The sequence below is a fragment of the Streptomyces sp. L500 genome (genome assembly GCF_054551825.1).
Map to the genome: position 1 here is coordinate 18,294 of NZ_JBTOLC010000029.1, position 13,339 is coordinate 31,632.

Sequence of the window (13,339 nt, forward strand, 5' to 3'; positions counted from 1 at the left end):
TCGGCCATGGTCCCGGGCGGGCAAGGGAGTTCATGGGAGAGGTCAAGAGGCCAAAAGGGGCCCAACGCCGCGCAGTCGGGCGGACGGCCGGTCGGCCGGTCGGCCCGGCGTCGGCCGCCCCGTTCGCGCCCGGCGGTTAATACGGGGCACGTGAGCGGGCGGGATGCGAAGATTGCGGCATGACCACGCTGAAGTCCAAGCTCCACGACGACCTCACGGCCGCCATCAAGGCGCGCGACGAGCTGACCTCCTCCACCCTCCGTCTCACCCTGTCCGCCGTCGCCTACGAGGAGACCGCCGGCAAGACGGCCCGTGAGCTCTCCGACGACGAGGTGCTGAAGGTCATCGTGCGCGAGGCGAAGAAGCGCCGCGAGGCCGCCGAGGCCTTCGACAAGGGTGGCCGCGCCGACTCCGCCGAGCGTGAGCGCGCCGAGGGCGAGGTGCTCGCCCGGTACCTGCCGCAGCAGCTGTCGGACGAGGAGCTCACCGCGATCGTCGCGGACGCCGTGGCCGAGGCGAAGGCGGCCGGTGCCGAGGGTCCGCAGGCCATGGGCGCCGTGATGAAGATCGTGAAGCCGAAGGTGGGCGACCGCGCCGAGGGCGGCCGTGTCGCCGCCGCGGTGAAGAGCCTGCTCGTCGGCTGATCCAGCCTGCGCGCACAGCCCGCTTACGTAAACGCGTACGTAAAAGGGGGCGCCCCGACCGTCACGGTCGGGGCGCCCCCTTTTCGCTGTCTACCGCCGGCTACTGCTGCTGCCCGCCGGCCGGGTCGGCGATCACGCCCTGGGCCGCCCCGCCGGGTGCCGTCGGCGTGTCCGGCTTGCCGTCGCCGGTGGTGTCACCGGGCTGGCCGCCCGGCTGCCCGCCCGTCTGGGCACCCGGCTCGGTGCCGGGCTTGCCCCCCGCACCGGGCTTGCCGCCGCCGGGCTTGCCCGGCTTGCGGCCGCCGCGGCCGTTGCCGCGCTTGTCGTCACCGCCGGAGCCACCGGTGCCGGCGGTGGAGCCACCCCCGGAGCCCTTGTCGGTGCCCGGCATCGGGACGGTGCCGAAGGTCGGCGCGTCCTTGCCCTCGAGCGCGCCGGTCATGGCGTCACGCCAGATGGGGCCGGGAGTGTCGGCACCGTAGACCTTGTCGTGGTAGACGCCGCCGATGGTGATGTTCTCCATCTCGACGCCCTTGGCGCCGGGGCCGCCGACCCAGACGGCGCCGGCCATGTTCGGGGTGTAGCCGACGAACCAGGCGGCCCGGCGCTCGTCCGTCGTACCCGTCTTGCCCGCGCTGTCCCGGCCGCTGAGGCCGGCTTCCTTACCGGTGCCGTCCTCGACCACTCCCTGAAGGAGGGTGTTGACGGTGTCGGCGGTCTGCTCGGACATCGCGCGCGAGCACTTCGTCTTGGGCACCCGCAGGTTCTTGCCGTCGGGGCCGGTGGCCGACTCGACGATGACGGGGGTGCAGTACGTGCCGTGGTTGGCGAAGGTCGCGTACGCGGAGGCCATGGTGAGGGGGGAGAGGCCCTCGGTGCCGAGCGCGATTGACGGGACCTGCTCGAACTTGCCGCCGCCGGCGGGCTTGATGCCCATCTTGTCCGCCATCTTGATCACCGGGCAGACACCGGTGTCCTCGATCATCTGGATGAAGTAGGTGTTGACCGACTTGGCGGTCGCCTCCTTCATCCCGTACGGGCCGGCCTCGCTGCGGTTCTCGTTCTGGACCATCTCGCCGCCGCTGTTCTTCCACGTCTTGCCGCACGTCTCGACCTCGTCCGGGTACGGCATCCGGAACGGCGAGGAGTACGTCTTGTACGGCGAGATCCCCTGCTCGAGCGCGGCGGCCGCGAGGATCGGCTTGAAGGTCGAGCCCACCTGGAAGCCGTAGTTCGAGCCGCCCATGGCCTTGTCGGCGGAGAGGTTGATCTGCGTCATGTGGTCGCCGAAGCCGTACGGGCGCGACTGGCCCATGCCGAGGATCTTGCCCGTGCCGGGCTGGACGATCGACACGGCGGTGGCCACCGAGTCGCTCTGGTAGACGTGATCGGTGATCGACTTCTGCACGGACTTCTGCGTCTGCGGGTCGAGCGTGGTGCGGATGACCAGGCCGCCCTCGTTCCAGCGCTTGGCCCGGGCCTCCTTCGTCTTGCCGAAGACCGGGTCGTTGAGGAACGTCTCACGGACGTAGTCGCAGAAGAAGCCCGCGCCGTTGACGGCGGTGATGCAACCGCTCTTGGGCCGGCTGACCTTCAGCTCCAGCGGCTTGGCCTGCTCGGCGGCCGCCTGCGCCGGGGTGATGTGCTTCAGCTCGGCCATGCGCTGGAGGACGGTGTTCCGCCGCTTGGTCGCCTCCTTGGGCGCGTAGACCGGGTCGTAGCGGCTGGGCGACTGGACGGTGCCGGCCAGCAGCGCGGACTCGCCCAGGGTGAGGTCCTTGGCGTGCTTGCTGAAGTAGCGCTGGGAGGCGGCCTCGACCCCGTAGGCCTGCTGCCCGAAGAAGGTGATGTTCAGATAGTTGTTGAGGATGCGGTCCTTGCCGAGTTCCTTCTCGACCTGGATGGCGAACTTCAGCTCCTTGACCTTGCGGCCGATCGTCTGCTGGGTGGCCACGGCGACCTTCTCGGGGTCGTCGCCCGCCTCCTCGACGAAGACGTTCTTGACGTACTGCTGGGTGAGGGTCGAGGCACCCTCGGAGACGCCGCCGGACTGGGCGTTCTTGTTGGCCGCGCGGAGCACGCCCTTGAGGTCGATCGCGCCGTGCTGGTAGTAGCGCGCGTCCTCGATGTCGACGATCGCCTGACGCATGTAGGGCGAGATGTCGTTCAGCGGCACCACGGTGCGGTCGCGGGAGTAGACCTTCGCTATCTCGCCGCCCTCGGCGTCGAGGATGGTGGTGCGCTGGCTCAGCGGCGGCGTCTTGAGGTTGGCGGGGATCTCGTCGAACCCCTCGACCGTGCCCTTGGCCACCAGGCCGAAAGCGCCGATGCCCGGTAGGGCCAGACCTGCCAGCACCACGCCCGAAAGCACGCTGACACTGAGGAACTTCGCGGCCTGTCGGGCCCTGGAGGGGCCCTCGTCCGAGCGCTTCATAGCCATGGGGGGAAGCCTACGTTCTCATTCGGCGGACAGACGCAGGTGTGTTCGCCTACGCTGTTTCACGCCAGTCACGGCGATGCTCCCCCGCATCACCTGCACTCTCACTCTTGTGAGTGATGAGAGGTGCCCGTATTGCCGCTCATGTCCCTCATTGTCGGTCGAGGGGTGGGTGGATCACCCCTCTATGGAGGGAATGGTCCGTGATGTCGTCGGCTCACTCCGTTGGGTGATCTGCCGCATACGCATAGTCCGTTCGGGCCATTCAAGATTGGGCCCGAAGGGGGTGTTGCCCCCTGTCCGCCTTCCGTAACGTCCTCAACTGGCAACGGTGAATATGCCGCTGCCGCCGTGGGGGAGCCTCGATTCGGGAGAGGACGGCGCCAGCATGGGCTGGGTAACCGACTGGAGTGCGCAGGCCGCCTGCCGCACGACCGATCCGGATGAACTATTCGTTCAGGGCGCAGCGCAGAACAGGGCGAAGGCGGTCTGCACCGGCTGCCCGGTGCGCACCGAGTGCCTGGCCGACGCGCTGGACAACCGCGTCGAGTTCGGTGTCTGGGGAGGCATGACCGAGCGCGAGCGGCGCGCCCTGCTGCGGCGACGCCCCACGGTCACGTCGTGGCGCAGGCTCCTGGAGACCGCTCGAACGGAGTACGAGCGCGGCGCCGGCATCCTGCCGCTGGGCGAGCCCGAGTACGACGAGTACGCGGCCGTCGGCTAGCGGGCGCACGCACCGCCGTAGGCCGACGGGGCCGGCAGCCCAGCGTCCGGCCTGGACGTCCGACGGGGTGCCCCTACGCCCACCACACGCGGAGCGGTCCGCCGCGGAGCGGTGATGGCCGTACGACGGTGACGGTCCGACGGCGACGGTACGACCGCCCGCGTGCGGACGGCCTTCGACGCGGCGCCGCACGGCCCCGACGTCGCGCCCCCTCAGCCCGACGCGGACGCGCCCTCGTCGGCGCCCCCGGCACCCTCCACGGCAGCATCGCCGGTACCTTCGTCGGTACTTTCCGCGCCGCCGTCCACCTGGCTGTCCGGCCGGCCGTTCCGCCGGCCATCCGTCTGACCGATCGTCTGAACGCTCGCATGGCCGCCCGTCTGGTCCGCGAGGCGGTCGCCGATCGCCCGCAGTCCCGCCAGGTCGTGGACATCGCCGGGCAGCGCGGCGACCTCGGCAACCGGGACCTCGGGATGCAGCGCGGTGAAGCGGTCGCGCGTGCGCCGCTCGCGGGCGAGCACCTGCATGCGCTCGGCGTGCAGCCGCAGCAGCCCGGCGGCGATCCGTGCCGGGGACGCCGCGGACGACGACGCCGCGGACATGGCGGAATCCGTAGGGGAACCCGAATCCGCGGCGGGGTCGGTTTCCCCTGCGGGGCGCGGCACCGATGCCGAGGCCGCCGACGCGGAGGTCGCCGGTGCTGAGGTCACCGGCGCGGAGGCCACCGAGGCGCTCGTTCCTGCGGACGCGGCGGGCTGGGGGAAGCCGCTCTCGGGAGAGGACGTGTCCGTGGGAGTGAGGGTGCCAGGGTCGCCGGCGGTACGTGAGCCAGCCTGCCCGCTGCCACGATCCACAATGCCGTCGCCGTCAAGATTTTCTGCGTATTCCGGAGCCCCTCCCGAGGGCCCTCCCACCGGGTCGCCACCCGCGTCCGCCGATCCGTTCGCGAGCGCCTCCGCCGCGGCGAGGGCGCGCTCCGCGGAGAGCCCCGCCGCCCCGCTGCCGTGCACCCGGTTGAGCACCAGCCCGGCCAGCGGCATCCGCTCCGCCGCCAGCCGCTCGACGAAGTAGGCGGCTTCCCGCAGCGCGTCCCGCTCCGGCGCGGCGACGACCAGGAAGGCCGTACCCGGCGCTTGCAGCAGCCGGTACGTGGCATCAGCACGGGTACGGAATCCGCCGAACATGGTGTCCATCGCGGCGACGAAGGTCTGTACGTCCCGCAGGAGTTGGGCGCCCATCAGTTTGTTCAGGGGGCCGCTCATCACCGACATGCCCACGCCCAGGAACTTCATCCCGGCCCGGCCGCCGATCTTCGCCGGCGCCATCAGCACCTTGATGAACTTGCCGTCCAGGAACGAGCCGAGCCGGCCCGGCGCGTCCAGGAAGTCCAGCGCCGAACGGCTCGGCGGGGTGTCGACGACGATGAGGTCCCACTCGTCCCGGGCGCGGAGCTGGCCGAGCTTCTCCATGGCCATGTACTCCTGCGTGCCCGCGAAGCCGGCCGACAGGGACTGGTAGAAGGGGTTCTCCAGGATCGCCCGCGCGCGGTCCCCGTCGGCGTGCGCCTCGACTATCTCGTCGAAGGTCCGCTTCATGTCGAGCATCATGGCGTGGAGTTCGCCGCCGGCGGAGCCGTCGATCCCGGGCACCCGGCGGGGGACGTTGTCGAGCTCGTCGATCCCCATCGACTGCGCCAGCCGACGGGCCGGGTCGATGGTGAGGACGACGACCCTCCGGCCGCGCTCGGCCGCGCGCAGGCCCAGGGCCGCCGCGGTCGTGGTCTTGCCGACGCCCCCGGAGCCACAGCACACCACGATGCGGGTGCGCGGGTCGTCCAGGATCGGGTCCATTCCGAGCGGCTCCGCCGCCGGTTCCACGCTCACCCGCCCACTCCCTGTCGCTCGCTCGCCTCTCCCCGCGCGAACTGCTTCCTCAGCTCGCGCGCTATGCGGTACAGCCCCGCCAGGTCCACCCCGTCGCCGAGCAGCTCGAGTTCGTACGTGGGCAGGTCCAGCCGTGCCACGTCCGCACGCCCCCGGTGCTCCAGGGCCAGCCGCTCGGTGTGCTCGCGCGCCTGCCGCAGCAGGGGGTCGACGAGCGGTTCGGCGAGCCCCGCGCGCTGTGCGCCACCGGAGCCCGTGCGCTCCAAGGCGTACGCGAGGGCGCGCGCGACCTCCGGGCGGCTGCCGTTGGCGGCGGCCTCCACGGCCGTCTCGTCGAGGATCTCGGGCCGCACCATGTTGATCACCACGCCGCCGACCGGCAGCCCCGCCGCCCGCAGTTCCGCGATGCCGTCCGCGGTCTCCTGGACCGGCATCTCCTCCAGCAGCGTCACGAAGTGCACCGCCGTCTCCGGCGACTTGAGGACCCGCATCACGGCCTGCGCCTGATTGTGGATCGGCCCGATCCGGGCCAGTCCGGCGACCTCGTCGTTGACGTTGAGGAAGCGCGTGACCCGCCCGGTGGGCGGCGCGTCCATGACCACGTAGTCGTAGACGAAGCGGCCCGTGCGGTCCTTGCGGCGCACCGCCTCGCACGCCTTGCCGGTGAGCAGGACGTCCCGCAGACCCGGCGCGATGGTCGTCGCGAAGTCGATCGCGCCGATCTTCTTCAGCGCCCGGCCGGCGCTGCCGAGCTTGTAGAACATCTGGAGGTAGTCGAGGAGCGCCCGTTCGGCGTCGATGGCGAGCGCGTACACCTCGCCCCCGCCCGGCGCGACGGCGATCTTCCGTTCCTCGTAGGGCAGCGCCTCCGCCTCGAAGAGCTGCGCGATGCCCTGTCTGCCTTCGACCTCGACCAGCAGCGCCCGCTTCCCCTCGGCCGCGAGGGCGAGTGCGAGGGCCGCGGCCACCGTGGTCTTGCCGGTACCGCCCTTGCCGCTGACGACATGGAGCCTGCTCATGATGCGGAGCCTAACCAGTCGCCGCGCGGGCTACGCACGAGGCCGTCGGTATCAGGCGTTACGGAGGTCGCCGGTATCAGGCATTACAGTCGGGCCCATGACCAAGAAGTGGGAATACGCCACCGTGCCGCTGCTCGTGCACGCGACCAAGCAGATTCTGGACACCTGGGGCGAGGACGGCTGGGAGCTGGTCCAGGTCGTGCCGGGGCCGAACAACCCCGAGCAGCTCGTGGCCTACCTCAAGCGGGAGAAGGCGTGAGCACGGTCGAGGCCCGGATCGCCGAGCTCGGGCTGACCCTGCCCGACGTCGTGCCGCCGCTGGCCACGTACCAGCCGGCCGTGCGCAGCGGCTCCTACGTCCACACCGCGGGCCAGCTGACGATGGTCGACGGGGCGATCCCCGTCACCGGCAAGGTCGGTGCCGAGGTCAGCCCGGAGCAGGCCAAGGAGCTGGCGGCGCGCTGCGCGCTCAACGGCCTGGCCGCCGTGAAGTCCGTCATCGGCGACCTGGACAAGATCGTCCGCGTGGTCAAGGTGGTCGGCTTCGTGGCGTCCGCGCCGGACTTCACCGGCCAGCCGGGCGTCCTCAACGGCGCCAGCGAGCTGCTGGGCGAGATCCTGGGCGAGAAGGGCGTGCACGCCCGTTCGGCCGTGGGCGTGGCGGTGCTGCCGCTGGACGCCCCCGTCGAGGTCGAGTTCCTCGTCGAGGTCCGGGACTGAGCCGAGGTCCGGGACTGGGGCGAGGTCCGGGTCTGAGCCGGGGTTCGGGGCTGATCGTCCCTCTCGAACATCCGGGCGTGAGCGCATAGCATCCGGCCATGTCGACTTCGAACGGCCAGTGGTACCCGCCGGAGTGGCCGGACCGGATCAGAGCGCTCACCCGGGGCGAGCTCCGGCCCGTGGCGCCGCGCCGTGCCGCCACCGTCCTGTTGCTGCGTGCCGGGGAGGGCGGCCTCGCCGTTCACATGCTGCGCCGACGCGCCTCCATGGCATTCGCCGGAGGCGCGTACGCGTATCCGGGGGGCTCCGTCGACCCGCGCGACGAGCGCGACGTGCCGTGGGCCGGTCCGGCCCGCGAGGAGTGGGCCCGGCGACTGGGGACTGACGCCGCCGGGGCGCAGGCCATCGTCTGCGCCGCCGTCCGCGAGACCTTCGAGGAAGCGGGCGTGCTGCTGGCGGGCCCCACCCCGGACACGGTCGTCGCGGACACCACGGGGGACGACTGGGAGGCCGACCGGGCGGCGCTGGTCACCCGTGAGCTGTCGTTCGCCGCGCTCCTGGAACGGCGCGGCCTGGTCCTGCGCAGCGATCTGCTGGGGGCGTGGGCGCACTGGATCACCCCGGAGTTCGAACCGCGTCGCTACGACACGTGGTTCTTCGTCGCCGCGCTGCCCGAGGGGCAGCGCACCCGCAACGCCTCCACGGAGGCCGACCGCACCGTCTGGACGGCACCCGCCGAGGCTGCGGCCGGCTACGACAGGGGCGAGCTGATGATGATGCCGCCGACCATCTCCACGCTGCGTTCGCTGAGCCCCTATGGCACCGTCGACGAGGTGCTGGCCGCCTCGGGTGACCGGGATCTCACGCCCGTACTGGCGCGGGCGCGGCTCGTCGGGGAAGAGATCGTGCTGAGCTGGCCCGGCCACGACGAGTTCACCAAACACGTCGCCGCCAAACATGACACCGAGCACATCGCCCCTGGACCTTCGGGAGCCGACGCATGACGCACACGACCGATCTGCCCGGACACCCGCGCCCCGGCGCCATCGGCGGCCCCGCGACCGCCCGGGCGACCTGTGTGCTCGCGCCCAACCCGTCCGCGATGACGCTGGACGGCACCAACACCTGGATCCTCGCGGAGCCCGGTTCGGAGCTGGCCGTCGTGGTCGACCCGGGGCCGGCGGACGAGGCCCATCTGCGGAGGGTCGTCGACACCGCCGAGGCCGCGGGGCTGCGCGTCGCGCTGACGCTGCTGACGCACGGCCACGCCGACCACTCCGGCGGCGCGGCCCGGTTCGCGGAGCTGACGGGCACCAAGGTGCGGGCCCTGGACCCGGCGCTGCGGCTGGGCGGCGAGGGGCTCGGTGTGGGCGACGTCGTCACGACGGGCGGGCTGGAGCTGCACGTGATCTCCGCACCCGGCCACACGGCCGACTCCCTCTGCTTCCACCTGCCGGCGGACGACGCGGTCCTCACGGGCGACACGGTGCTGGGCCGGGGCACGACGATCGTCGCGCATCCGGACGGCCGTCTCGGCGACTACCTCGACTCGCTGCGGCGGCTGCGCGCGCTCGCCGTGGACGAGGGCGTGCGGACGGTGCTGCCGGGGCACGGCCCTGTCCTGGACGACGCCCAGGGCGTGGTCGAGTACTACCTCGCGCACCGGGCCAAGCGGCTGGCCCAGGTGGAGACGGCCGTCGAGAACGGCCACCGCACGGCGGAGGAGGTCGTCGCGGCGGTCTACGCGGACGTCGACCGCGCGCTGTGGCCGGCGGCCGAGCTCTCGGTGCGGGCGCAGCTGGACTACCTGGACGAGCACGGGCTGATCTGACGGGCCCGCCCGTAGGCGCCTGGAAACGACTGGGCCGGGCCGTGTGGGGTGCGCATCGCACCCCACACGGCCCGGCCCGTCTGTCGTGGGCTCCGCGTCAGCGGGAGCGCTTGGCGAGGCGCTCCACGTCCAGCAGGATCACGGCGCGGGCCTCCAGGCGGAGCCAGCCGCGGCCCGCGAAGTCCGCGAGGGCCTTGTTGACGGTCTCACGGGAGGCGCCGACCAGCTGGGCGAGCTCCTCCTGGGTGAGGTCGTGCACGACGTGGATGCCCTCTTCGGACTGGACGCCGAAGCGGCGCGACAGGTCGAGCAGGGCCTTGGCGACGCGGCCGGGGACGTCGGAGAAGACGAGGTCCGACATCGAGTCGTTGGTGCGGCGCAGTCGGCGGGCGACGGCGCGCAGCAGGGCGGTGGCGACCTCGGGCCGGGCGTTGAGCCAGGGCTGGAGGTCGCCGTGGCCGAGACCGAGCAGCTTGACCTCGGTGAGCGCGGTCGCGGTGGCGGTGCGCGGGCCCGGGTCGAAGAGGGACAGTTCGCCGATCAGCTCGCCGGGGCCGAGGACCGCCAGCATGTTCTCGCGGCCGTCGGGCGAGGTGCGGTGGAGCTTCACCTTGCCCTCGGTCACCACGTAGAGGCGGTCGCCGGGGTCCCCTTCGTGGAACAGGGCGTCGCCCCTCGCGAGGGTGACCTCGCCCATGGAGGCGCGCAGCTCAGCGGCCTGCTCGTCATCGAGCGCCGCGAAGAGCGGGGCGCGCCGCAGAACGTCGTCCACGAGTTCTCTCCTTGTCGACATGCACAGAGGACCGTGGTCCCCATGATGCCCGTCGGTAAAACTGTGTGATCAAACACAAGTGTGGCGCATCGTCGCCCGGAGCCCTACGGCAGGGGTCCGATTGGGCTGTGGTTTTCCTGCGGTCGGGGCGGATGTCAGTGCTGGGCTTTAGTCTGGCCGGGTGTCCAATACGCCGGTGAGAGCACAGGGCAGGGGGGCCGGAAGGGTGAGCGCGGCCCGTGATTCCGCTGTGGGCGAACGCCCCGCCGCGAAGAAGGCGAAATCCGCAAAAACGAACAAATCTCCGGTGGAGAAGTCGGTGGGGAAGCCGGTGGAGAAACCGGCGGCCGCGAAGGCCGAGTCGCGGACCGCGCTGGTGCGCCGCGCCCGCCGGATCAACCGTGAGCTCGCCGAGGTCTATTCGTACGCCCATCCCGAGCTGGACTTCGAGAATCCGTTCCAGCTCCTGGTCGCCACGGTCCTCTCCGCCCAGACCACCGACCTGAGGGTCAACCAGACCACGCCCGCGCTCTTCGCCGCCTACCCCACACCGGAGGACATGGCGGCCGCCGACCCCGAGACGCTGGAGCAGCTGATCCGGCCGACCGGCTTCTTCCGGGCCAAGGCCAAGTCCCTGATAGGCCTCTCCACCGCCCTTCGCGACCGCTTCGGCGGCGAGGTGCCCGGCCGGCTGGAGGATCTGGTCACGCTGCCCGGCGTCGGCCGCAAGACCGCCAACGTCGTCCTGGGCAACGCCTTCGGAGTGCCCGGCGTCACCGTCGACACCCACTTCGGCCGCCTCGTCCGCCGCTGGAAGTGGACGGACGCGGAGGATCCGGAGAAGGTCGAGGCGGATGTCTGCGCGCTCTTCCCGAAGAGCGAGTGGACGATGCTGTCGCATCGCGTGATCTTCCACGGCCGCCGCGTCTGCCACTCCCGCAAGCCCGCCTGCGGCGCCTGCCCGATCGCCCCGCTCTGCCCGTCGTACGGAGAGGGCGAGACGGACCCGGAGAAGGCGAAGAAGCTGCTCAAGTACGAGATGGGCGGGCGGCCGGGCCAGCGCCTCAAGCCCCCGGCGGACTATCCGGGCCTGCCCGCGAGCCCCCTGGGAGCCGAGTGACCGAGCGCACGCCGCACAACCGCATGGCACGGGACCGCGCCCCGCAGGACCGGGGCGCGGCAGACGAACACCGGGGGAGACGGATGGCGAGCACGTACGGCGCGGGCACGGGGGAGACCGGGATCGCGGGGGCCTCGGCGGTCACCGTCACCGCGCGGGGGCTGCCCGAGTGGCTGGAGCCGGTGGAGCGCGCCGCGCGCACCGTGGAGCCGCGGCAGCTCAGCCGGTTCCTCCCGCCGGAGACGGGCGGGCGGCAGTCCGCCGTGCTCATCCTCTTCGGCGAGGGCGCGCGGGGCCCCGAGCTGCTGCTCCTGGAGCGGGCCGGCGGCTTGCGCTCGCACGCCGGGCAGCTGTCGTTCCCCGGCGGCGCCCTCGACCCCGAGGACGGCGATCCGGACGGTGACGGTCCGGTGCGGGCCGCGCTGCGTGAGGCCGAGGAGGAGACCGGGCTCGACCCGTCCGGGGTGCAGGTCTTCGGCGTGCTGCCCCGGCTCTACATCCCGGTGAGCGGCTTCGTCGTCACGCCCGTCCTGGGCTGGTGGCGCGAGCCCAGCCCCGTCGCGCCGGTCTCCCCGCTGGAGACCGCTCACGTCTTCACCGTCCCCGTCTCCCACCTCACCGACCCCGAGCACCGCGCCATGGCCGTCCACCCCAGCGGCCACCGCGGCCCCGCCTTCCAGGTGGGCACCGCCCTGGTGTGGGGCTTCACGGCCGGAGTGATCGACCGGATCCTCCACTACGCGGGCTGGGAGCGGCCCTGGGACCGCGATCGGGAGGTCCCGCTGGACCGCCACTCCTGACGGGCATGAGACGGTGGCCCCTCCGCCGGCCACGACGACATCCATACGAGGCATCAATGCGAGGCATCCTTCGGTGAACGTGCTGGACATCGTGCTGCTGGTGGCCGCCGTGTGGTTCGCGGTCATCGGCTACCGCCAGGGGTTCGTCGTCGGCGTGCTCTCGGTGATCGGCTTCCTCGGCGGCGGTCTGGCCGCCGTCTACGCGCTGCCCGTGATCTGGGACAGCGCCACCGACGACGCCGAGCCGGGCACGATCGCGGCCGTCGCGGCCGTCGCCATCGTCATCCTCTGCGCCTCCGTGGGCCAGGCCGCCACCACCCACCTCGGCAACAAGCTGCGCCGCCACATCACCTGGTCCCCGGCCCGCGCGCTGGATGCCACCGGCGGCGCCGTCGTCAACGTCGCCGCCATGCTGCTGGTCGCCTGGCTGATCGGCTCCGCCCTCGCCGGTACGACGCTGCCCACGCTGGGCCGGGAGGTCCGCGGCTCCAAGGTGCTGCTGGGCGTCGCCCGGGTGGTGCCCCCGCAGACCAACACCTGGTTCGCGGACTTCAGCACGGTCCTCGCGCAGAACGGCTTCCCGCAGGTCTTCGCGCCGTTCTCCGCCGAGCCCATCACCTCCGTGCCCGCGCCCGACCCCGGGCTCGCGGGCGGCCCCGTCGCCACCGAGGCCCAGCGCAGCATCGTCAAGGTCGTGGGCAACGCGCCCAGCTGCGGCAAGGTCCTGGAGGGCACCGGCTTCGTCTTCGCGCCGCACCGGGTCATGACCAACGCCCATGTGGTGGGCGGGGTCGACGAGCCCACCGTGCAGGTCGGCGGCAAGGGCCGCCTCCACGACGCGCGCGTGGTCCTCTACGACTGGAAGCGCGACATCGCCGTCCTCGACGTGCCCTCGCTGGAGGCCCCCGAGCTGTCCTTCGCCCAGGGCGACGCGGAGACGGGCAAGAGCGCCATCGTCGCGGGCTTCCCGGAGAACGGTTCGTACGACGTGCGCGCCGCCCGCGTCCGCAGCCGGGTTCAGGCCAACGGGCCCGACATCTACCATCGCGGCAGCGTCCGCCGCGACGTCTACTCCCTCTACGCCACCGTCCGGCAGGGCAACTCCGGCGGCCCGCTGCTCACGCCGGACGGCGAGGTCTACGGAGTGGTCTTCGCCAAGTCCCTCGACGACGCCGACACCGGCTACGCGCTGACCGCGGACGAGGTCCACCAGGACGTCGTGGACGGCCGTACGGCGGCAGGCAGGGTCAACACCCAGTCCTGCGCCCTCTGACCCACCCGGGCCGTCACAGCGCGGTACGCGGGCGCGCAAGGGCGCGCTGGGGCGTGCGAGGGCGCGTCGGGCGCGGTGTCGGTGGCGCGCGGAGGCGCTCCGGCAGCGCTTCGGGT

The 13,339-nt window shown here is 72.1% G+C and carries 13 protein-coding genes; 9 read left to right on the forward strand and 4 right to left on the reverse strand.

Features of this window, described 5'->3' with window-relative positions; genetic code table 11:
• The first annotated feature begins 179 nt into the window (after window positions 1-179).
• Window positions 180-644, forward strand: coding sequence for a GatB/YqeY domain-containing protein (locus ACX9I7_RS23320; RefSeq protein ID WP_358632129.1), 465 nt, complete (start codon window positions 180-182; stop codon window positions 642-644).
• Window positions 645-744: 100 nt separating this feature from the next.
• Here the strand turns inward: ACX9I7_RS23320 and ACX9I7_RS23325 are convergent, their stop codons facing one another.
• Entirely contained in the window at window positions 745-3,084 is a 2,340-nt protein-coding gene (locus ACX9I7_RS23325; RefSeq protein ID WP_459388394.1) for a transglycosylase domain-containing protein, read from the reverse strand.
• Window positions 3,085-3,469: 385 nt separating this feature from the next.
• Between ACX9I7_RS23325 and ACX9I7_RS23330 the strand changes: the two genes are divergently transcribed.
• Window positions 3,470-3,805, forward strand: coding sequence for a WhiB family transcriptional regulator (locus tag ACX9I7_RS23330; protein ID WP_189455966.1), 336 nt, complete (start codon window positions 3,470-3,472; stop codon window positions 3,803-3,805).
• 212 nt (window positions 3,806-4,017) lie between these two features.
• Here ACX9I7_RS23330 and ACX9I7_RS23335 read toward each other — a convergent pair whose 3' ends face one another.
• A complete protein-coding gene (locus ACX9I7_RS23335) occupies window positions 4,018-5,655 on the reverse strand; it encodes an ArsA family ATPase (RefSeq protein ID WP_459388413.1) in 1,638 nt (545 codons plus the stop codon).
• Window positions 5,656-5,684: 29 nt separating this feature from the next.
• Window positions 5,685-6,707: an ArsA family ATPase gene (locus ACX9I7_RS23340; protein WP_459388395.1), complete on the reverse strand. Its 1,023-nt coding sequence runs from the start codon at window positions 6,705-6,707 to the stop codon at window positions 5,685-5,687.
• Window positions 6,708-6,804: 97 nt separating this feature from the next.
• On the opposite strand from ACX9I7_RS23340, the gene ACX9I7_RS23345 reads away from it, so the two are divergent.
• From ACX9I7_RS23345 to ACX9I7_RS23360, 4 genes are all read left to right on the forward strand, one after another.
• Window positions 6,805-6,966 carry a DUF4177 domain-containing protein gene (locus ACX9I7_RS23345; RefSeq protein ID WP_232031662.1) on the forward strand — a complete coding sequence of 54 codons (162 nt, stop codon included), beginning with the start codon at window positions 6,805-6,807 and terminating at the stop codon, window positions 6,964-6,966.
• A complete protein-coding gene (locus ACX9I7_RS23350) occupies window positions 6,963-7,427 on the forward strand; it encodes a RidA family protein (protein WP_459388396.1) in 465 nt (154 codons plus the stop codon). Before ACX9I7_RS23345 ends, ACX9I7_RS23350 begins: the two co-directional genes overlap by 4 nt.
• A gap of 98 nt (window positions 7,428-7,525) precedes the next feature.
• Window positions 7,526-8,431, forward strand: a complete 906-nt coding sequence (locus ACX9I7_RS23355; protein ID WP_387573448.1) for an NUDIX hydrolase — start codon at window positions 7,526-7,528, stop codon at window positions 8,429-8,431.
• Entirely contained in the window at window positions 8,428-9,258 is an 831-nt protein-coding gene (locus ACX9I7_RS23360) for an MBL fold metallo-hydrolase (RefSeq protein ID WP_189455960.1), read from the forward strand. The genes ACX9I7_RS23355 and ACX9I7_RS23360 overlap by 4 nt, the downstream gene beginning before the upstream one ends.
• A gap of 97 nt (window positions 9,259-9,355) precedes the next feature.
• Here the strand turns inward: ACX9I7_RS23360 and ACX9I7_RS23365 are convergent, their stop codons facing one another.
• Window positions 9,356-10,030: a Crp/Fnr family transcriptional regulator gene (locus ACX9I7_RS23365; RefSeq protein ID WP_004939715.1), complete on the reverse strand. Its 675-nt coding sequence runs from the start codon at window positions 10,028-10,030 to the stop codon at window positions 9,356-9,358.
• A 307-nt stretch (window positions 10,031-10,337) separates the two neighbouring features.
• Between ACX9I7_RS23365 and nth the strand changes: the two genes are divergently transcribed.
• From nth to ACX9I7_RS23380, 3 genes are all read left to right on the forward strand, one after another.
• Entirely contained in the window at window positions 10,338-11,150 is an 813-nt protein-coding gene (gene nth / locus ACX9I7_RS23370; RefSeq protein ID WP_459388397.1) for an endonuclease III, read from the forward strand.
• A gap of 83 nt (window positions 11,151-11,233) precedes the next feature.
• The gene (locus ACX9I7_RS23375) at window positions 11,234-11,950 is read left to right on the forward strand and encodes an NUDIX hydrolase (RefSeq protein ID WP_459388398.1); all 717 of its coding nucleotides are present in this window, start codon (window positions 11,234-11,236) and stop codon (window positions 11,948-11,950) included.
• Between the two features lie 73 nt (window positions 11,951-12,023).
• Entirely contained in the window at window positions 12,024-13,223 is a 1,200-nt protein-coding gene (locus ACX9I7_RS23380) for a MarP family serine protease (RefSeq protein ID WP_387573454.1), read from the forward strand.
• Window positions 13,224-13,339: the final 116 nt, after the last annotated feature.